The sequence below is a fragment of the Citrobacter europaeus genome (assembly GCF_037482245.1).
In the GTDB taxonomy this organism is placed as follows: Bacteria; Pseudomonadota; Gammaproteobacteria; order Enterobacterales; family Enterobacteriaceae; genus Citrobacter; species Citrobacter europaeus.
Genome location: NZ_CP148084.1, coordinates 2,183,919 through 2,204,203 on the forward strand (window position 1 = coordinate 2,183,919; position 20,285 = coordinate 2,204,203).

The following is a 20,285-nucleotide window of genomic DNA, read 5'->3' on the forward strand; positions in this document are numbered from 1 at the left end:
GATCAGAAAAGAGAGGCTATCTGTTGAGTGTCCTTATATTCATTGCTGTACCGCCATGATAATTAGCCAAAACATAAAGGCTTCGTGGTCTTATTCGGAAGGTGATTATGAACAAGATTTATCGTGTTATATGGAATTCGGCTCAAAATTTATGGGTTGTGGTTTCGGAGTTTGGTAAAGGTAAAACGAAAAGTAAAAGCACTACCCAGTTCTCCCCGAAATCTACCAGTTTGCTGTTTAACCTTAAAGCTGTTAGCACGGTTGTTACATTAATACTATCAGGGAACGTTAATGCACTAGAAATCAATGGATATACTGAATTCAATTCATCAGATATTATAAATGATGGTTTGCAATGGAACACAACCTCTACTGTGCAGGTAAATAACGGTGCGGATGTTATTATTACAGGTGGCAATCCAACAATAAATATGGCGCCACCTGCCAATGAAAATACATCTATATGGATCAATGGCGGCAGTTTAACAGCGGAAAATAGCGGTGCACTATTAATGGGAAATAATAGTATGCTGCAAATTGGTGGTTCCCAATTAGGAGGGTTGACATCGGAGCAATCCGGGGGGACTGCCGGTGTTATCTCTGCAGGTGATATTAAAACGAATACTGGCGCGACAGATGCGACCATCTGGATGTTTGGTTCAGCGAATGCAATGGCTAGGTTAACTGCAGAAAGCATTAGTCTTACTGCAGATCATAATAGCATATGGCTGGCAAATCCCAGTTCTTCAGAGCAGGGTGCCGAAATTAATGTTACGGGTGACATGACCGTAAAAAACACCAGTGGCGGCACGTTCATGATGGTGGGCAATTCCCAGCTTAACGTGGGCGGCGATCTGTCTCTTGATACTACGAACGGTAGTTTTTTAGCGACTAACAATTCAACTTCGAATGGTATCAACGTTGGTGGCGATCTTACTTTCAGTAATAACGTTGAAATCAATAACATTGATGCTGTTAGTACTGCTGCAGGCATTTATTCAACGGTGGTAAATGTTGGTGGAGATATAAATGTTGTTGGTAAAAACGTAGGGGGTACGGGTCTTCAGATATTGAATGCAACAGGAACGGGCATAACGACGAATGGTGATTTCAATATATCGTCAGCAGTCGCTGACAACGTGACAAAAGTGATCCTGGGGCACGCTTCAAAAGTGACTGCTGAGAATGATATCACATTAAACAGTGTATCCGGCGGCGCTACCCAGCTTTATATTGGTGATGCTAAGTATGGTGCCCCTACCTCTATTGCTGCCAAGAGCATAGCAATGAGTGGCGATGGCCAGAATACGGTTATTTTCAATAACATCAATCAGGCTCAACCTGGTACTGAAGGCTATTTATTCAATATTGCGATTAATGGCGATGGCGCGGTGGAGCAACAATCAGGACATACTACTCTGGCTGCTGTGTCAAATTACACTGGTGGGACGGTAATTAGCGGTGGTTTACTTTCCATTGCGGATAGTAAAGCACTGGGAAGTGGTGTGGTATCTGTTAATACGGCTCCAAACACTAATACTGGACTGGATATTGCTTATGCTGATGGCAGTGCATTCAATAACATATTATCAGGTAGCGGTAATTCAACCGTATCTGGTAATGCCCAGATAACCGGTACTAACCAAAACTATGCGGGTAACTGGAACGTAACGGGCACTGCTTCAACGGATACCGCGGTGTCCTCTACGCAGAATAATTTCGGTACCGGTGATGTAAATATCAGCAGTGGCGGACGCTTGCTCGCGACAACAAACAATGGGTTCAGCTTTGATAATAAGTTAACCGGAGCCGGATATCTTGTTGCTGATAATAATGGTAATGCGTTTAACTTTAGCAATACCACGGGTTCTGAATTCGCAGGGAATGTGATTCTCAATAATAATCTGTTCGCATTAGAGGCAGACAATACGTCTGCGTTAACGAATGCCACGCTTACCGTGGGTACTGGCAACGCTACATCGGTTGGAACTGGAACACAAAACATTGGTGGTCTGGCCTTTAATGGCGGGACATTAATTTTTGGTGCTGTTTCTCCTGGCGATACGCTTAGCGATCGTTTCATTCAGACGGAAAACGATCTGAATTTAACCGGTAGCGGGCAAATTCAAATTAGTACTGGTGGCGATTTTGAGAACACGCCGCAGCATCCTGACACAACTTTACCTTTGCTCCAGCAGGATGAAGGTGACGTCCTGGTTAAATTGGCTGATAGCTACGGCACGGTTACAGGTAGTGCGGGGAATCTTAGCCTGGTCGATCAGAATGGTAATGTGGTTTCTAATGCCCAGACATCTCACATTACTCAGAATGGTGAGACCGTGGCAAATGGTGTTTACGATTATCGTCTGACAAGTGGTGAAAATGGCGATGGACTTTACATCAATTATGGTCTGACCCAACTCGAATTACTTGCGCAAGGGAATAATGCCCTAACCCTCAATGCCGAAGGGAATACCGGTAATGCCGCAGATCTCAGCGCCCGCGTGACCGGCACTGGCGATCTGGCGCTTGACAGCGCCAGAGGCCAGACGGTATCGCTGTCGAATATGGATAACGATTACACCGGTATCACCGATGTACGCAGCGGCAACCTGCTGATGAAAAACGATAATGTTCTGGGACAGACCAGCGAACTGCGTCTGGCCGCTGATACCGGTTTTGACATGAACGGTTATAGCCAGACTGTCGGTAAGCTGACGGCGGCGGCTGACTCACTGCTGGACATCAATGGCGGTAGCCTGACCCTGGCGCAGGGCGGAACAGCCGACGGGATATTGACCGGAAGCGGCGCGCTGAACATCAATGGCGACACGCTGACCATCACCGGTGAAAACAGCACGCTGACGGCAAAAACGACCATTGCAGAAGGCGCGCGCGTGCTGATGAACACCACGCTGGGCCTTGGCACCGGCGATATTGTGGCGGCGGGAACGCTGACGATGAGCAAGGCCGCAGGCGCGCTTTACAACAGCATCAGCGATGCCGGACGGGTTGAACTCAGCGAAAGCGATGTCGCGCTGATGGGCAACAACAGTGCCTTTACGGGGCAATTTGCTGTGGATGCGGATTCCCGGCTCACCGCGTTCACAGCAGAAAATCTGGGCAGCGCAGAGGTGAGCAACAGCGGTTCACTGGTGCTGAACAGTAATACCGACTGGCAGCTTAATAACGATGTTTATGGTAGCGGCGATGTGACCAAGCTGGGAGCCGGCTCCATTACCGTCGGCAATAACGCCGCCTGGACGGGCAAAACGGAGATTGAGCAGGGCGGCCTGGTACTGGGGGACGGTACATCTCCGGTCACGCTGGCCAGTAGCGAAGCCAACATTGCGGCTGCGGGGATGCTCTCGGGCACGGGGGGTGTTGCAGGTCATGTGAATAACGCCGGTGTGCTGCAGGTGGGAACCGGGACCGGCGACAACCTCCTGTTCACGGTGGGGGGCGACCTGGTTAACAGCGGTACCCTCGCAACCGGTGTGAATGGTCAGCAGGCCGGTAACCAGCTGGTGGTCAATGGCAATTATACGGGGAATGGTGGGCATCTTTCCCTGAACACCGCGCTGGGGGATGACAATTCCGTTACGGATAAGCTGGTGGTGAAAGGCGATACCAGTGGCACCACCTCCGTCAGCGTCACCAACGCCGGTGGGAAAGGGGCCGCCACGATTGATGGGATCGAAGTTATTCATGTTGATGGCGCATCGGACGGTGAGTTCACCCAGGCTGGCCGTATTGTGGCAGGGGCATATGACTACAGCCTTGGGCGCGGTCAGGATGAGAACAGCGGCAACTGGTATCTGACCAGCGGCAAAACCAATCCGGATCCCGAACCAAATCCGGATCCGGATCCCGATAAAGATCTGCGCCCGGAAGGCGGCAGCTACACGGCTAACCTGGCGGCAGCCAACAACATGTTCGTCACCCGTTTGTACGATCGCCTGGGCGAAACGCAGTATACCGATGCCCTGACCGGCGAGCAGAAAGTCACCAGTATGTGGATGCGCCACGTTGGCGGGCACAACAACTGGCGTGACGGCAGCGGCCAGCTGAAAACCCAGAGCAACCGTTATGTATTGCAGCTGGGAGGCGACATTGCGCAATGGAGCCAGAACGGACTTGACCGCTGGCACCTGGGCGTGATGGCGGGCTACGGGAACGACCACAGTAACACCCGGTCATCACGCACGGGTTATCGTTCCCGGGGTTCAGTCAATGGCTACAGCACCGGCGTGTATGCCACATGGTATGCCAATGACGCGTCGCATAACGGCGCCTGGCTGGACAGCTGGGCTCAGTACAGCTGGTTTGATAACAATGTTAAAGGCGATGACCTGCAGGGCGAGTCATATAAATCGAAAGGGGTGACCGCTTCGCTGGAAATGGGATATGCCCAGAAAATGGGCGAATTTGCCGGCAGTCAGGGCACGCTGAATGAATGGTACATCCAGCCTCAGGCGCAGGCGGTCTGGATGGGCGTGAAGGCGGACGATCATCAGGAAAGCAACGGCACCCGTATCACCAGCAATGGTAACGGCAATGTACAGACCCGGCTGGGCCTGAAAACCTGGATTAAGAGCCATCATCAGATGGATAACGGTAAAGAGCGTGAATTCCAGCCGTTTGCCGAACTGAACTGGCTGCACAATTCACGTGATTTCAGTACGACCATGGACGGCGTGAATGTTCGTCAGGACGGGGCGAAAAATATCGCCGAAGTAAAAGTGGGTGTGGAAGGACAGGTGAGTCCGCGTCTTAATCTGTGGGGCAACATCGGGGTCCAGGCTGGCGACAAAGGCTATAACGACAGCGCTGCGATGGTCGGTGTGAAATGGAACTTCTAAGCTGATTCTGCCGGGCAAGTTCAGCCAGACTGGCGTATGTCAGTCTGGTTATTTTAAACCCAATAATGAGTGCAATTATTCTTTTGATGAAAGTTTGTACGGGAATACATGCAGAGCGTTGGCTGCGATGGGATAAACGCCAAGGCCTTCAGTTCTGGCTTTGATTTCCTCGAATGAGAGTGAAGGGGAGGGTTCTCGTCCGCCCCACAAATTAATACCTTCAGGAACATCGTCCCGGCTGTACTCCTCGGCGATCTCGATAGTGCCGCCGCTATTCAATTCGATGACAACGCTTTTTCCGTCAACAGGAATCAGGTTCCCGTCACTGTCAGTGATAAAGATTTTCATTGGCTCACCTCTTATTCGTATATTTCTATGATAGCAAAATTAGATGATGTACTACGCCGGTTTTGCCATGCTATTTTTAGTGATTTTTTATATACAAATTATACGGTTACGTTTTTATTGGGGAAGAGTGACTGGGCTTATGGCGGTTTCTGTTTCTGTCTACCATGCTCTGTAGAGATAAATTTGAACACGTAAATGTTCATCATCATGAGTTTTCAATTTTCGCCACAGGACACGAGAATGCGCAAAGCATTGTTACCGGTAATTGCTGCAGTGTGCCTTTTATTCATCGGTGTTTTTATTCTCAATATGCAGCTCTGGTATTCCTCCTCGTTGGAAACTCTTGGAGGAGCCAGATATGCCGCGAAAAATATGGATAACATACTCGATGAGGCTTTCCAGGCAACCGGTACAGCCATGCGTATCGCTGAAAAAAAATGCGACCAGGATGCTCAGTACCAACTTGGAACCGAGGCAGCGCTTCGGCCTCATTTGCGAACGCTGATCATTATCCGGCAGGGGAAAGTTTGGTGTACGTCTTTGCCGGGGAATAGGATCTTACTTAAGCGAATTCCTGTAATAACTGATTCAAATTTGCTGCTGACTCCCGCAGGCAATACGGAAAACGAGATACCCGTTCTGCTGTATCAAACTCGTTTTCAAACCAGTCGTATTATTGTCACGATCAGTGGGGTGCATATTCGTGGCGCTCTAAAAGTTCCATTAAAGGGTGCGGCATACTCACTGCTCGTGGGCGATAACGTACTCGGTTTAGTGGGCGATGTGAAAACCGTCACAGCAAGTACTCGTACGTCTGGACAGGTGAATTCCGCAAAGTATCCGTTCAGTATTATTTATAATAAACCACCATTATTTAGTGCAAAAAGGCTGGTTACACAAGGCTCAGGAATTTTGGTTTTTGTCCTGTTAATTTCTGTTGCAGCTGCTTATGCCATTGATAAGTATCTGAACAAGAATGATACCCCCGAAGAAACGTTGCGTAGGGCGATAGCAAAAGGAGAGATCGTGCCTTTTTATCAACCTATCGTAAATGGTCGAGAGGGGACGTTACGTGGCGTTGAAGTGCTGGCCCGATGGAAACATCCGAAGGTCGGGTATATCTCTCCCGCTTCCTTTATTCCCATCGCCGAAAAGTCAGGTCTGATCGTGCCGCTAACACAAAGCCTGATGAGGCAGGTCGCTGCGAATATGAACTCTATTTCCAGCAAATTGCCACCCGGCTTCCATGTCGGTATTAACTACAGCGCATCCCATATCATATCCCCTACATTCGTGCATGAGTGCCTGCAATACAGGGACAGTTTTAACCACGATGATCTCAATCTGGTCATCGAAGTCACTGAGCGCGAACCGCTGGATGTGGACGAGGATCTTGTGCAGAGACTCAATACGCTCCATGAAAATGGCTTTGTGATCGCCTTGGATGATTTTGGTACCGGTTATTCTGGCCTTTCTTATTTGCATGATTTGCATATTGATTACATCAAGATCGATCAGAGCTTTGTGGGAAGGGTAAATGAGCATCCCGATTCAACCCGGATTTTAGATTGTGTACTTGAACTGGCACGTAAACTGTCTTTAAGCATCGTTGCAGAAGGGGTTGAAACAAAGGCGCAGCTTGATTACCTGAATAAAAACAATATCGTTTTCCTGCAAGGATACTATTTCTATAAGCCCGTAACTTTCACTGAGTTCGTCATTATTCTGCTGTCAAAACCTAAAGTGAATGTTTTTGTCGAATAAAACTGGATTAACTCGGTACCAGAAGAATATCTGTTGCCTTATAGATCTTGAGCTCCTGCTGACTGAGATACATGTGATAGCTCGGCCAGCAGGATTTGTAAAAATTAGAACTGATAGTTTAGAGAAACCCAGTAGTTACGACCTGGGTTTACGTATCCGGTTGTAGATTGCGCAGTTTGATAATAATCACCTGCGTAGGTGCTATTACGGCCCACCTGGTACAGTTTGACTTCACTAAAGTCTTTATCCAGCACGTTATTAATCGCTGTATTAAGCGTCAGGTCTTTGGTCAGCTTATAAGACATCCCCATGTCGAGAACGGTCCAGGCTTTTAAATCAGCGCCTTTGTCGTCATATACGGCCTTTTGTACCGCGCTGAGGTTGTCGTAATTTTCGGTAAAGCGTGGAGCTTTACCGCGATAACGTGCGCTCAGCCAGGCGTTCATATCTTCCGTTGCCTGCCAGTTCAGGCGGGCGTTAGCCATATGTTTTGGCGTGTAACTTAATGGCGCGCCTTTATTGTCACCATCTTTTTGCTTGCTCTGGGTGTAGGTATAGTTGAGGGATAAGGTCAGCACATCTGACCACAGCGGGAAGGTGCTGGCAAATTCAACGCCATCGGTCCTTGCCTTGCCGCTGTTGGTATAGCTGTTGGTATTATCATCGATAGAATATGAGACAATTTTGTTTTTATATTCGGTATAGAAGCCAGTAACGTTGGCGTTAAGCCCTGCATCGTTCTCGTAATACAGCCCGGTTTCGTAGCTGAGACTTTCCTCCGGTTTGAGGTCCGGGTTACCGACCGTATTCACCGTTCCTTGCGCAGTTACGCCGCTGATCCCGTTATGCAACTGGCTCAGCGAGGGGGCTTTATAACCTGTCGTTACGCCACCTTTGAGCGTCCATTCGTCGGAAACGTCCCAGACCATATACGCTCGTGGGCTGAGATGACCGCCAAAGACATCGTTATGCTCATAGCGTGTTCCTGCGGTTAAGGCCAGCGAATCGAGAATATGCCATTCATCTTCCACATAGGCTGCCCACGTTTTTTGGTGGAACGTCTCACCGGTATTGGCCAGCACCACACCATCTTTCATTCGTGCATCCCAATATTCCCCACCGAGGGTTAAGAGGTGCGAATCACCCAATGGCGTCAGCAGCACTGAGTCCAGGATGACGTTGGTGTTCTTAAGTTCACGCGCATCACCGGCCCGGCCTGCGTTCTCTGGCGTGAGTGCCGAGGAGACCAGTTGTCGTCCTTTGTTCTCGGTTTCATTCCAGCCGAGGGAGGATTTCCAGGTGCCGAACGTTAAGGCGGTATCGTGACCGAGGGTAACTTTGTTACGCTCGTAGCGCAGCGTTTTGTCGTAACCCCCCGTCAGGTTTCCTAATTGACCGTCGTCGTTGTCATAACGCTGTCTGGCAGAATCGAGATCTAACCACAGCGTATTGTTTTCATTCGTTTTCCAGTCGAGGCGCGTACCGATGTTATAGTTTTCCGATTCGGTCGGATAAGGTACGCGGGTGGAGGCGGTATCGCTCAGGGAGGTGACGCTGGAACCCTGACGCTGGGTTGTGCTCCCCCGAACCTGCATATCCAGTACGCCCGCGATTAACGGGCCGCTTGACCAGAAGTTGGCGACCGTACTGTTACCCCATTTATTACTCTCTTGCAGGTTAACGCCAGTATTGATGGAGGTGCTCCATTTATCGGTGCTTTTTTTGGTGATGATATTCACTACGCCACCGATTGCGTCGGAGCCATAAAGCGTCGACATCGGGCCGCGGATCACTTCAATATGGTCGATTGCCGCCAGCGGAGGCATAAAGCTGGTATTCATGGCAGAGAAGCCGTTTGGCGTCACGTCGCTGCTGCCGTTTTGACGAATACCGTCAATCAGGATCAAGGTATAGCTGGCGGGCATACCGCGGATGCTGACCTCCAGCCCACCGGTTTTACCGGTACTGCTTTCAACATCGACCCCTTCAACAGAACGCAGAGCTTCGCCTAAGTCATTATATTTATTGGTTTGTAACTCTTGCTGCGAAATAACGGAGACGCTGGCAGCGGCGTTGGTGATTTTCTTTTCGTAACCGGAAGCGGTTACCACCATGACATCTTCAGCGAAGACCAGAGGACTAGAAAATCCTAAACAGGACAGAACAACAGAAGCAACAGGTTTTAAGCGCATAGTCAAACTTCCTTTGTTAAAATTCAAAGGCAGTAAGATAATTGATGGGAATGATAATACAAATAATTATCATTATGTATTTACATAACTTATCACTTCTGGTCTTTTTCTTGAATAAATATACATAAATTGTCATTAATTTGAGCTAAGGGAATAGCGGAAAAGACCAATAATTAGTATTTGCAATCATTAGGTTGTTATTAATTTGCCATTAATTAAATGGCTAACTTTTGCTCTGTTTCTGTAATTCAGTGCGTACTCATAACGGAGTATCAGAAAAAAGTATGATAATTTTAGAAAATCGTCATACTTTTCTGCGCCGCATCATTTTTTTCGTCATTTCTGTCCGCCATAATCCCTTCCCCAGGAGACCGTTAAACGACAAGACATCGTTGAGCGGCATAAAAATAACGCTAATCTGGATAACATAATGATCAAAGGCAAGCTGGCACTGCTTACGTGCGCATTGACTCTCGCATTAACCTCACCACTTCTCGCCGCGCAAAATGCGAGCGAAGGGCAGACGTTAAAACTGGCAATTGGACCGGAGCCAACGGAAGGGTTTGACCCGATGTTGGGCTGGAGTCATGGCAGCTATTTGCTTTTGCACGCACCATTATTAAAACAAAATGCAGATATGAGCTGGGGAAACCTGCTGACGGAAAAAGTAGAGACCAGCGCAGACGGCAAAACCTGGACATTGACGTTAAAACCCGACCTTAAATTCTCTGATGGATCCCCGCTAACCGCGGAAGATGTGGTGTTCACCTATAACAAAGCCGCAAAAAGCGGCGGCAAAATCGACATGGGGAACTTCAACCATGCCAGCCTGAAAGATAACCGCACGGTAGAAATTACGCTGCGCAGCCCGCAGAGCACCTTTGTAAACGTGCTGGGTTCTTTGGGTATTGTCCCGGAAAAACGGTATGACGAAAAAACCTTCGCCAAAAATCCAATAGGCGCGGGTCCTTATCGGCTGGTGAGTTTTCAGCCGGGGCAGCAGTTGATCGTGGAGGCTAACCCCTGGTATGCCGGTAAGAAAAATGATTTCAGTAAGCTGGTGTTTGTCTTCCTTGATGAAGATAACGCTTATGCCGCAGCGCGCAGTGGCCAACTGGGACTCGTGCGTATTGCGCCGTCGATGGCAGTCGCCCCTCAGCAGCAGAATTTGAAGCTTTGGGTTCGCGACAGTGTGGAAAACCGTGGCATTGTGTTCCCGATGGTTCCTGCGGGTAAAAAAGACGCCAATGGTTACCCAATTGGTAACGATATCACTGCCGATGTCGCTATCAGACGCGCCATCAATTACGCCATTGACCGTAAGCAGCTTGCCGAACAGGTCATGGAAGGCCATGCGATTCCGGCGTATAGCGCGGTTCAGGGCCTGCCATGGCAGGGGCAGTCCGTCGCGTTCAACGATGGCGACAGCGAAAAAGCACGGACGATTCTGGAAGAGGCCGGCTGGAAGGCGGGGAAAGACGGCGTACGAGTGAAAGACGGCAAAGAAGCTCGCCTGACGCTGTGGTACGCCAGCGGTGACAGCACGCGCCGGGATTTAGCCGAAGCCGTACGTGCGATGCTGGAGCCCGTGGGTATTCAGGTCTCGCTGCAATCCGGAAGCTGGGAAACCGTTGAGCGCCATATGCATGCGAATCCGACGCTGTTTGGCTGGGGAAGCCTGGATCCGATGGAGCTTTTCCATCACTACAGTAATCAGGCCGCGGGCGTGGAATACTACAATCCGGGCTATTACAGTAATCCCGTTGTTGAACAGCATCTTAAACAGGCTATTGACGCTCCGGACTGGCAAAAAGCATTGCCTTTCTGGCAACAGGTGGAGTGGGATGGCAAGCAAGGGGCCGGCGTGCAGGGCGATGCCGCCTGGGCCTGGCTGCTGAACATTCAGCACACTTACCTGGCTAATCCGTGTATTGACCTGGGCAAAGGCGCACCGGAAATTCACGGTAGCTGGTCACTGCTCAATAATCTGGACGAATGGACCTGGACCTGCCGTTGATGAAGTCTGTTGTGGGCCATTTTCTACGGCTGATAGTGCTATTAGTGCTGGTTGCGGCTGGCACTTTTTTGCTGCTCAGTTTTTCTCCTGTCGATCCGATTCGCGCCTATATCGGCAACGATCTCCTGCACGTGCCGCCGGAACAATATCCGCGGATCGCTGCTCGCTGGGGATTGGACCAGCCGCTATGGGAGCGTTTTGTTCACTGGTTTATACGCGTATTGCAGGGCGATCTCGGCTATTCAATGTTATTTAATGCGCCGGTTGCCAGCGTGATTAAAGAGCGCTTTGCTACCTCGTTTGCGCTACTTGGCGGCGCGTGGTTACTTTCCGGTGTACTGGGAACGGTGATGGGATTTGTCGCGGGTCGCTACCTGAATCGCTGGCCGGATAAAGCAATTTGTCGCCTCAGCTATTTGCTTTCTTCGCTGCCGACCTTCTGGATTGGCATGCTGTTACTGGCGTTATTTGCTGTGCGCTGGCCGGTATTTCCGGTCTGCTGCGCATGGGAGCCGGGCAACAGCGGCGATATGGCCACGCTGACTGAGCGTCTGCGCCATCTGGTGCTTCCCGTTTGCGCGCTAAGTTTGCTGGGACTGGGACAAATTACGCTTCACACGCGGGAAAGTATCGCCAGCGTGATGAAAAGTGATTTTGTTCGTTTTGCGCGTTCTCAGGGAGATAAAGGCTGGTCGCTGTTGCGTCATCAGGTTCTGCGCCACGCTATCACGCCAGCGCTGTGCCTGCAGTTTGCTTCGCTGGGAGAACTACTGGGCGGCGCGCTGCTGGCGGAAAAAGTGTTTGCTTACCCGGGACTGGGACAGGCCACTATTGATGCCGGGTTACGCGGCGATCTGCCGTTACTGATGGGGATAGTGTTGTTCAGTACCGTATTGGTGTTCATTGGCAACTCGCTGTCAACCTGGCTTATCCATGTGTTGAATCGCGCTCTGGAGCGACCTGATGCTCTATAACCCAACGCCGACGCTAATTCGTCTTTTGTTCTCTTTTAGCTGCCTGCTTTTTATTGCGGTGTATGGCGCAGCGACGCTGGATAATCCGTTGAGCGTTAATCTGCTTGCCCGTCATCTGCCACCCGATGCGCTTTACTGGTTTGGCACCGATAACCTGGGTCGCGATTTGTGGACACGATGCTTTCAGGGCGCGTTAACCAGTCTGCAAATTGGTATTGGCGCGGCGTTGTGCAGCGGCTTCATCGCATTAATGATGGCGGCGGTTTCGCGCATACATCCGCGTCTGGATGTGCTTATGCGTCTGATTACCGATGCCATGCTGTCGATGCCGCATCTGCTGTTGCTCATTTTGATCTGCTTTACGCTGGGTGGCGGGAAAAACGGGGTGATCATGGCGGTTGCGCTGACCCACTGGCCGCGACTGGCGCTGATCCTGCGTGCCGAAGCGCAGCGCGTGGCTCATAGTGACTATCTGACGCTGACCTGGCGTCTGGGACACGGACATTTTTACTGCTGGCGGCACCACTATCTACCCGCATTATTACCCCAGTGGTTAACGGGAACATTGCTGATGTTTCCCCACGCGGTGTTGCACAGCGCGGCGTTAAGCTTCCTCGGTTTTGGGCTGGCGCCGCATGAACCGTCACTGGGCCTGCTGCTGGCGGATGCGCTGAGATTTATCAGTCATGGCGACTGGTGGTTGGTGCTGTTTCCAGGACTGATGCTGTTCAGTCTGGTGATGTTATTTGATCAGCTCGCAAGGGCGGTGCATCGTTTATGGTTACGAGGTGACGCATGTTGAGTTTAAGACAGGTTTCGCTGGATGTAGCGCGTTATCGCTGGTACGGCGCGAAACAATGGTCTTCGCTGTTGCAGGATATCTCTTTTGACGTAGCGCCTGGTCAGATGGTGGCGCTAGTTGGGGGAAGTGGGGAAGGGAAGAGTCTGCTGCTGCAATGCCTGCTCGATCTCTTACCGGATAATTTGCGCTTCCAGGGGGCTATCACCCTTGAGGGCAAAACGCTGGACAACCATGATATTCGTAAATGTCGCGGCAATACCTTCACTTATGTCCCGCAAGGCGTTCAGGCGCTTAACCCGCTGCTCTCGATTGAAAAGCATCTGCGCAGGGCAAGCCAGCTTTCTGGCCAGCAATGGAATGCCGGAAAAATTGACCGATTGCTCCAGCGTAGCCGACTGGAAAGTCAGGTATTAGATGCTTTCCCGCGCCAGCTTTCAGGGGGGATGGCGAAACGTGTTCTGGCATGTCACGCATCTCTGAGTCAGGCTCGCTATATTCTGGCGGATGAAATTACCGCCTGGCTTGATGCGCCGCTGGCGAATCAACTGCTTGAACAACTGCGCAAGCTTTGTGAGCACGGGGCAGGCGTTTTGTGGGTAACGCATGACCTCACGCTGGCGGCCCGTCATGCGGATCGTATTGTCGCGCTGCATCAGGGTAGGGTGTCGGATAACGTCAGCCGGGAACAGCTGTTACGCGGAGAGATTAGCGAGCATCTGCAACGACAATGGCGGGCGCTGCCTGAAAGAAATCAACTTTTTGGAGAGCGCGATGCTGTGCTGTCGTGATGTTACGATTTGTCAGGGGGGAAAAGTGTTATGGCAAAATCTGACCTTCTCTCTGCCCCCTGGAGAACGCATTGGGATTTGCGCGCCCAGCGGAACCGGAAAAACGACGCTGGGACGCGTGCTGGCGGGTTGGCAAAAGCCGACCTCGGGTGACATTGTTGTTGATGAGCAACCGCTGCCAATGCACCAGTATTGCCCGGTGCAACTGGTGCCCCAGCATCCGGAATTAACCTTTAACCCCCGGCGCAGCACCGGCGATGCGGTTCATGATGCCTGGCGACCTGATGCTGAAATGCTTACCCGTCTTCACATCAACTCAGAGTGGTTGGATCGCCGTCCCGGACAGCTTTCCGGCGGTGAACTGGCGCGAATTGCCTTACTTCGCGCGCTGGATCCGCGGACACGTTTTCTTATTGCCGATGAAATTACCGCCCAGCTCGATCCTTCCATCCAACGGGATATCTGGGCGCTGCTGCTTGAAGAATGTCAGCGTCGGCCATTAGGTATGCTAATTATCAGCCATCAGCAGGCGTTGCTTGATCAGATCTGCACGCGAGCGCTACTCTCTTCGGACGATTCATCCTTTCAGGCTAATATCTAACGTGAGCGTAAAATCAATTGGTTTGGCTGCGCTATTGTGCGGTGCAGTTGTTGTTGCCGCGCATGCTTCGATTCAGGTGGGCTTTTCGCCGGAAGGTTCGGCCCGGGTTTTAGTGCTGGATTCGATTAACCATGCGCAGCGCAGCATCGATATGATGGCTTATTCATTTCAGTCGGCAGATATTGTTCAGGCCCTGGTAGATGCCGAAAAGAGGGGCGTTGTTGTTCGGGCGGTTATCGATAAAAAACGAAATCAGGGCAAGGTCAGCCAGAAGGCCATCGCTTTCGCTGCCGCGAATGGGGTCGATGTGCAACTGGATGGCCACTACCACATCCAACATGACAAAGTAATGATAATAGATGGCGACACACTGGAAACCGGCTCGTTCAACTTTGCCAAATCTGCAGAATTTGCCAACTCCGAAAATGTGCTGATCGTTCGTGGCGAACCTGCCGTTATAGCGCAGTATCAGGCCCATTTTGACAGTCGTTGGAAAATCGCACACCGGAGCGTTGAATAGTTTTCACAACGGCGTTGATTTAAATGTAACGTTATATTATAACATTTCACTCGCAAATGATTTGAGGGTGAAATTTTGGCTATTCGTTTTAAAAAAATGACAATCGCTCTGGGGATGCTTTTAGTCAGTGGTTCGGTTTTGGCGCATGGTCATCATTCCCATGGTGCGCCAATGAGTGAGGCAGAACAAAAGGCGTCGGAGGGGATATTTGATGATAACCAGGTGCAGGACAGGGCGCTGACCGACTGGGATGGCATGTGGCAATCCGTCTATCCGTATCTGGTCAGCGGCGAGCTTGATCCGGTATTCAAAAAGAAAGCGGAGAAAGATAAAAGCAAAACGGCAGAACAAATTAAAGCTTATTATCGTACAGGCTATGCAACCAACGTAGACTCCATTGGCATAGAAAATGGCGTGATGGAATTTCACACCGGTAATCAGGTTGCATCGTGCAAATACGACTATGCCGGGTTTAAAATCTTGCACTATAAATCAGGCAAGAAAGGTGTACGGTATTTGTTTGAGTGTAAAGCCGCTGACAGCAAAGCACCTAAATACGTGCAATTCAGCGATCATATTATCGCACCGCGTAAATCCAGCCACTTCCATATCTTTATGGGAAATACCTCGCAGGCAGCCTTGCTTGAAGAGATGGAAAACTGGCCTACCTACTACCCTTATCAGTTAAAGGGCGAAGAGGTTGTGGATGAGATGCTGCACCACTGATCCAGATTAACCTTATCTGTACACACCCGCCACCAGTGGCGGGTTTTTTTAATTAATAACCTTCTCTTTCCATCACCTGTCGCATTCGTTAGCATATTGTATTGCAGCAAGTGCATGTGTTTTTTCAGGAAGAGGTTAACGTGTTCGCAGAGTATGGAGTTCTGAATTACTGGACGTATCTGGTGGGGGCTATTTTTATCGTGCTGGTACCGGGGCCAAATACGATATTTGTGCTGAAGAACAGCGTCGGTCGGGGAGTGAAGGGCGGTTATCTCGCAGCCAGCGGTGTGTTTATCGGTGATGCCGTGTTGATGTTTTTGGCCTATGCCGGCGTTGCCGCATTGATCAAAACAACGCCCGTTTTGTTTAACATCGTTCGTTACCTCGGCGCGTTCTATTTACTGTATCTTGGCGCGAAGATCCTGTATGCAACACTGAAATCGAAAGCAGGCGACGCCGCGCCAGAGGAAGTCCCGTTTGGTGCCATTTTTAAACGCGCACTCATTCTGAGTCTGACCAATCCCAAAGCTATTCTGTTTTATGTTTCGTTCTTCGTGCAGTTTATTGATGTCAATGCGCCGCACTCAGGACTGTCGTTCTTTATTTTGGCTATTACGCTTGAGATAGTGAGCTTTTTCTACCTGAGCTTCCTTATTTTCTCCGGCGCGTTCGTGACGCAGTATATCCGTACGAAGAAAAAATTGGCCAAAGTGGGTAATTCCCTTATCGGTCTGATTTTCGTTGGTTTTGCCGCTCGTCTGGCCACGCTTCAGTCGTGATGCTATCGGCCCGCTGATTGCGGCGGGCCTTCGATATGATGCTCTGCTTTTCATTGATAATCGTATGGTTATAACCAATAAATGGTATTTTAAATGTATATTTTGAGGCGTACCCTGTGTACAGCAGCGGTTCAATAAGACTCGCTGGTTGTCGACTGGAAAAGGGAAGAAAAATGCTTCAAATTCCACAGAATCATATCCATACACGCTCTACTCCATTCTGGAACAAAGAAACGGCGCCTGCCGGAATTTTCGAACGCCACCTTGATAAAGGAACCCGGGCCGGGGTTTATCCTCGACTTTCGGTTATGCAGGGGGCGGTCAAATATCTCGGATACGCAGATGAACACAGTCCGGAGCCAGTAGAGGTGATGGTTATTGAAGCCGGTCAGTTTGGCGTTTTTCCACCGGAAAAATGGCATAACATCGAAGTGATGACCGACGACACTTACTTTAATATCGATTTTTTCGTTGCCCCGGAAGTTCTGATGGAGAGCGCAAATCAACGAAAAGTCGTGCGCACCGGCAAGGAGTAAATCATGGGTAAAGCAACCTATACCGTAACAGTGACCAATAACAGCAACGGTGTTTCTGTTGATTATGAAACAGAAGCACCTATGACATTACTGGTGCCGGATGTGGCAGCAGAAGTTGTCAAAGATCTGGTCAACACCGTGCGTTCGTACGATACCGAGAATGAGCACGAAGTCTGCGGATGGTAAGCGTTAGCTACTGCTACTGATTGAATACATTAGTTTTTAGTCTAAAAACCGCACTGCGTTTCGATGGCGCAGTGCGGTTTTTTTATCCGCGCGAAACACGAATGTGTCCGGAAAAGGATTCCTTAAGAATACCTTAAGAAATTCGCATTGATTGCTAATAGTTGATCATTCACAGGGGTTATGATCGCGAAACAGTAACAATACAGAACATCGCGCTTATGAAACTCAATACCCGACTTACATTATCCACAATCATTCTTGGACTGGTCATTGTCGCGATCCCGTTCGTCGCGAACTGGCATCTACCGCTGCTCAACGGGACTGTGGTCAGATGGATTGAAAATGGCCAGGCGCTTTGGCTGCTGTTTGGCGCGGTATTTACTCTTATCTACATCCGACCTTTATCACGTCCTGTAGGCGAGAAGCAATTTTGGCTTTGGGCGGCAGCGTGGTGGGTGGTCTTGCTGGGCCGAAGCACCAGTTGGGGACGCGATTACTTCCCTGAGCATCCTAAACTTCTGTTCAGAGCTATCTCAGTTGTATTAATTGCCATGCTTATTCTGCCGGTGCTGCTGTCGAAGCACTTACGCCAGGATATTGCCCGCCGTGTGCGTAATGAACCGTTACCGCTCTGGCTGTTGGCGATCACCACCTGTGCATTTTTAATCTCTGATACGGTGGAGCATCATCGTCTGCTGGCCCCCATCTTTCTGCACAATGCACAGTATGGCGATCTGATTGAAGAATTGTATGAGCTACCGTTTATGGCTGGATTGTTCCTGATGAACCTGGGCTTTATGCGACGTGATAAGCAGGAGGAAACTGCTTCCATCCATTTTAGTGAAGCCCAGCTGGCGAAGTAATGAGATAAGGCCTGAGTCTGGAAAGTTAGACTCAGGCGATGATGGCGCTGACTTACGCAATAGCCTCACACAGGCGTGATTTCATGTCACTATACGTTTGCGCGGCATATTTCTCTGCCCATCCCTGATCGGTAATGTGCTCAATATTCACGGCGCAATATTTGGTTTCCGGCGTTTTCGAAATAGGATCAAGGTTATCCTGGGTTAACTCGTTACACGCGCCAATCCACCATTGATAAGTCATATAGACTGTTCCGGCATTGATGCGCTCGGAGACGTCTGCGCGGCTGATGACCTTACCCCGACGCGAGCTGACCCATACCAGGTCACGATGACGAATACCCAGCTTTTCTGCATCATGGGTATTGATTTGCACATATCCAGGCTCGTCTGCCAGCGCTTGCAACGCTGCACAGTTGCCGGTCATCGAACGGCAGGAGTAGTGCCCGACCTCGCGCACCGTACACAGTACCAGCGGATATTTGTCATCAGGAACTTCTGCGGGCGCTCGCCACTGTGCGGCAAACAGTTTGCCTTTGCCATTGGCGGTATCAAACTGGCTGTGCGCGTAAAGGTATGGTGTTCCAGGACTATCGAGATCCGTGCATGGCCACTGAACATGCCCCATCTCACCCATTTTCTCATAGGTCACGCCGTAGAACAGGGGGCATAGTTCGCGCATCTCATCCCAGATTTGCTGGTTATTTTGATACTGCATTGGATAACCCATTTCGCTGGCCAGCAGGCTGATAATCTCCCAGTCACGCTTTACATCACCGGTGGGGTCAATCGCTTTCTCAAAACGCTGGAAGCCGCGATCGGCGCAGGTAAAGACGCCGCCGTGTTCGCCCCATGAGGTGGCAGGCAGGAGAACATCAGCCATTTCCGCCGTTTTAGTCATGAATATATCCTGCACGACGATAAAATCGAGCGCGTTAAATCCTTCGCGGACCAGGCCCAAATCGGCCTCGGTTTGCAGCGGATCTTCTCCCATGATGTAGTAGGCTTTGATTTTACCTTCGATAGCCAGATGCGGAACTTCGGTGATACGGGTCCCGACCTTGCCATCCATCTGATTAACATCGATGCCCCAGGCGGTGGCGAATTTCTCCCGAACGGCAAAATCGGTCACGTCCTGATACCCTGGGAACTGGTTAGGCAGTACCCCCATATCGCACGCGCCCTGCACGTTATTTTGCCCGCGCACCGGGCCAACGCCGACGTTAGGACGTCCCAGATTTCCGGTCAGCAACGCCAGACTCGATAAACCGCGAACCACGTCAACGGCCTGACCAAACTGGGTGACGCCCATTCCCCACATTACGGTTGCCGATGGCGCCGCGGCAAATGTACGCATTGCCTGACGAACCTGTTGTGCTGGAACGCCGGTCAAATGTTCAACAGCTTCAGGCGCATAGTCCTTAACGACTTCCCAATATGTTTCCAGGCCTTCCGCATGCTTTTGCACATATTCGCGATCGTAGAGTTGCTCTTCGATCAGAACATGGCCAAAGGCGTTGACCATCGCCATATTGCAACCGTTTTTTAACTGCAAATGTTGGTCAGCGATACGGGCGGTTTCAATACGACGCGGGTCGCAGACAATGATTTTTGCGCCGTTCTGGCGAGCTTTAATTACCCGGCGAGCCACGATTGGGTGTGAGTCTGCGCAGTTATAACCAAAGATCAGCAGGCATTTTGAGTTTTCAATGTCGCTGATGGAGTTGCTCATTGCGCCATTGCCTAACGTTTCCTGTAACCCGGCAACGGAAGGACCGTGACAGACGCGGGCACAGCAATCGACATTGTTGGTATGTAGCACGCCACGTGCGAATTTTTGCATCACATAGTTGGTTTCATTCCCGGTGCCTCGGGAAGAACCAGTGGTCATGATGGCGCGAGGGCCATAGGTATTTTTGATTTCAGATAAGCGTTTAGCGGTGTAACGAATGGCTTCATCCCAGCTAACGGGAGTGAATTTTCCACCTTTTTCATAACGGATCATCGGGCGAGTCAGACGAGGGGTCAGAAGGCGAGTATCGTTAAGAAAGTCCCAACCATAGTAGCCTTTCAGGCATAACTGATTTTGGTTTGTTACACCCTCTGCGGCTTCAGCGCGGATGATTTTGTTATTTTCAACGACAAGCTTAAGCTTGCACCCGGCCCCACAGTATGGGCAAACACTGGTGATTTTTTTCATCAATAACAGACCTGTTAAATGCTGAAATAGCGCGAATTGTAGACGCAGCCAAGCGATAGGCATCGCGGGCTACGATTTGTCATGGTGACGGGCTGTTAAAGCATAAAGTGTGCCAGAAGTGAAAACC

General features: G+C 50.2%; 17 protein-coding genes and 1 pseudogene. 14 read left to right on the top strand and 4 right to left on the bottom strand.

Annotated elements, in window-relative coordinates:
- Nucleotides 1–107: 107 nt before the first annotated feature.
- Nucleotides 108–176: pseudogene (locus WHR59_RS24475) on the top strand (ESPR domain-containing protein); the annotation flags it as partial.
- Here the strand turns inward: WHR59_RS24475 and WHR59_RS24480 are convergent.
- Entirely contained in the window at nucleotides 143–697 is a 555-nt protein-coding gene (locus tag WHR59_RS24480) for a hypothetical protein (protein ID WP_422388595.1), read from the bottom strand. The pseudogene WHR59_RS24475 and the gene WHR59_RS24480 sit on opposite strands and share 34 nt — an antisense overlap.
- Before the next feature lie 85 nt (nucleotides 698–782).
- On the opposite strand from WHR59_RS24480, the gene WHR59_RS10245 reads away from it, so the two are divergent.
- A complete protein-coding gene (locus WHR59_RS10245; RefSeq protein WP_422388591.1) occupies nucleotides 783–4,862 on the top strand; it encodes an autotransporter outer membrane beta-barrel domain-containing protein in 4,080 nt (1,359 codons plus the stop codon).
- A 75-nt stretch (nucleotides 4,863–4,937) separates the two neighbouring features.
- Here the strand turns inward: WHR59_RS10245 and WHR59_RS10250 are convergent, their stop codons facing one another.
- Nucleotides 4,938–5,210, bottom strand: a complete 273-nt coding sequence (locus tag WHR59_RS10250; protein WP_043016674.1) for a hypothetical protein — start codon at nucleotides 5,208–5,210, stop codon at nucleotides 4,938–4,940.
- A 240-nt stretch (nucleotides 5,211–5,450) separates the two neighbouring features.
- On the opposite strand from WHR59_RS10250, the gene WHR59_RS10255 reads away from it, so the two are divergent.
- Entirely contained in the window at nucleotides 5,451–6,974 is a 1,524-nt protein-coding gene (locus tag WHR59_RS10255; protein ID WP_087050674.1) for an EAL domain-containing protein, read from the top strand.
- Between the two features lie 104 nt (nucleotides 6,975–7,078).
- Here the strand turns inward: WHR59_RS10255 and WHR59_RS10260 are convergent, their stop codons facing one another.
- Complete coding sequence (locus WHR59_RS10260) at nucleotides 7,079–9,166, bottom strand: TonB-dependent receptor (protein ID WP_043016672.1); 2,088 nt, start codon at nucleotides 9,164–9,166, stop codon at nucleotides 7,079–7,081.
- A 430-nt stretch (nucleotides 9,167–9,596) separates the two neighbouring features.
- Between WHR59_RS10260 and WHR59_RS10265 the strand changes: the two genes are divergently transcribed.
- The 11 genes from WHR59_RS10265 to WHR59_RS10315 all read left to right on the top strand — a co-directional run bounded on the left by WHR59_RS10265 (nucleotide 9,597) and on the right by WHR59_RS10315 (nucleotide 17,958).
- Nucleotides 9,597–11,183: an ABC transporter substrate-binding protein gene (locus tag WHR59_RS10265; RefSeq protein WP_338843955.1), complete on the top strand. Its 1,587-nt coding sequence runs from the start codon at nucleotides 9,597–9,599 to the stop codon at nucleotides 11,181–11,183.
- Nucleotides 11,183–12,157: an ABC transporter permease gene (locus WHR59_RS10270; RefSeq protein WP_047413516.1), complete on the top strand. Its 975-nt coding sequence runs from the start codon at nucleotides 11,183–11,185 to the stop codon at nucleotides 12,155–12,157. Before WHR59_RS10265 ends, WHR59_RS10270 begins: the two co-directional genes overlap by 1 nt.
- Nucleotides 12,147–12,959, top strand: a complete 813-nt coding sequence (locus WHR59_RS10275) for an ABC transporter permease (protein ID WP_043016670.1) — start codon at nucleotides 12,147–12,149, stop codon at nucleotides 12,957–12,959. The genes WHR59_RS10270 and WHR59_RS10275 overlap by 11 nt, the downstream gene beginning before the upstream one ends.
- Nucleotides 12,953–13,747, top strand: coding sequence for an ATP-binding cassette domain-containing protein (locus WHR59_RS10280; protein WP_338843956.1), 795 nt, complete (start codon nucleotides 12,953–12,955; stop codon nucleotides 13,745–13,747). Before WHR59_RS10275 ends, WHR59_RS10280 begins: the two co-directional genes overlap by 7 nt.
- Entirely contained in the window at nucleotides 13,731–14,348 is a 618-nt protein-coding gene (locus WHR59_RS10285; RefSeq protein ID WP_043016668.1) for an ATP-binding cassette domain-containing protein, read from the top strand. The genes WHR59_RS10280 and WHR59_RS10285 overlap by 17 nt, the downstream gene beginning before the upstream one ends.
- Before the next feature lies 1 nt (nucleotide 14,349).
- Nucleotides 14,350–14,868: a phospholipase D family protein gene (locus WHR59_RS10290; protein WP_075146029.1), complete on the top strand. Its 519-nt coding sequence runs from the start codon at nucleotides 14,350–14,352 to the stop codon at nucleotides 14,866–14,868.
- 96 nt (nucleotides 14,869–14,964) lie between these two features.
- Entirely contained in the window at nucleotides 14,965–15,594 is a 630-nt protein-coding gene (gene zinT / locus WHR59_RS10295; protein WP_338844072.1) for a metal-binding protein ZinT, read from the top strand.
- A 140-nt stretch (nucleotides 15,595–15,734) separates the two neighbouring features.
- On the top strand, nucleotides 15,735–16,373 hold the full coding sequence (gene leuE / locus WHR59_RS10300) for a leucine efflux protein LeuE (protein ID WP_003840862.1): 639 nt from the start codon (nucleotides 15,735–15,737) through the stop codon (nucleotides 16,371–16,373).
- Nucleotides 16,374–16,546: 173 nt separating this feature from the next.
- The gene (gene yeaR / locus WHR59_RS10305) at nucleotides 16,547–16,909 is read left to right on the top strand and encodes a DUF1971 domain-containing protein YeaR (RefSeq protein ID WP_003030735.1); all 363 of its coding nucleotides are present in this window, start codon (nucleotides 16,547–16,549) and stop codon (nucleotides 16,907–16,909) included.
- A gap of 3 nt (nucleotides 16,910–16,912) precedes the next feature.
- Nucleotides 16,913–17,095 (top strand): DUF1869 domain-containing protein, encoded by a 183-nt coding sequence (locus WHR59_RS10310; protein ID WP_003832433.1) that lies wholly within the window; start codon nucleotides 16,913–16,915, stop codon nucleotides 17,093–17,095.
- Between the two features lie 218 nt (nucleotides 17,096–17,313).
- The gene (locus WHR59_RS10315) at nucleotides 17,314–17,958 is read left to right on the top strand and encodes a hypothetical protein (RefSeq protein WP_338843958.1); all 645 of its coding nucleotides are present in this window, start codon (nucleotides 17,314–17,316) and stop codon (nucleotides 17,956–17,958) included.
- A gap of 52 nt (nucleotides 17,959–18,010) precedes the next feature.
- Here the strand turns inward: WHR59_RS10315 and fdhF are convergent, their stop codons facing one another.
- Nucleotides 18,011–20,158 (bottom strand): formate dehydrogenase subunit alpha, encoded by a 2,148-nt coding sequence (gene fdhF, locus WHR59_RS10320; protein ID WP_338843959.1) that lies wholly within the window; start codon nucleotides 20,156–20,158, stop codon nucleotides 18,011–18,013.
- Nucleotides 20,159–20,285 lie beyond the last annotated feature (127 nt).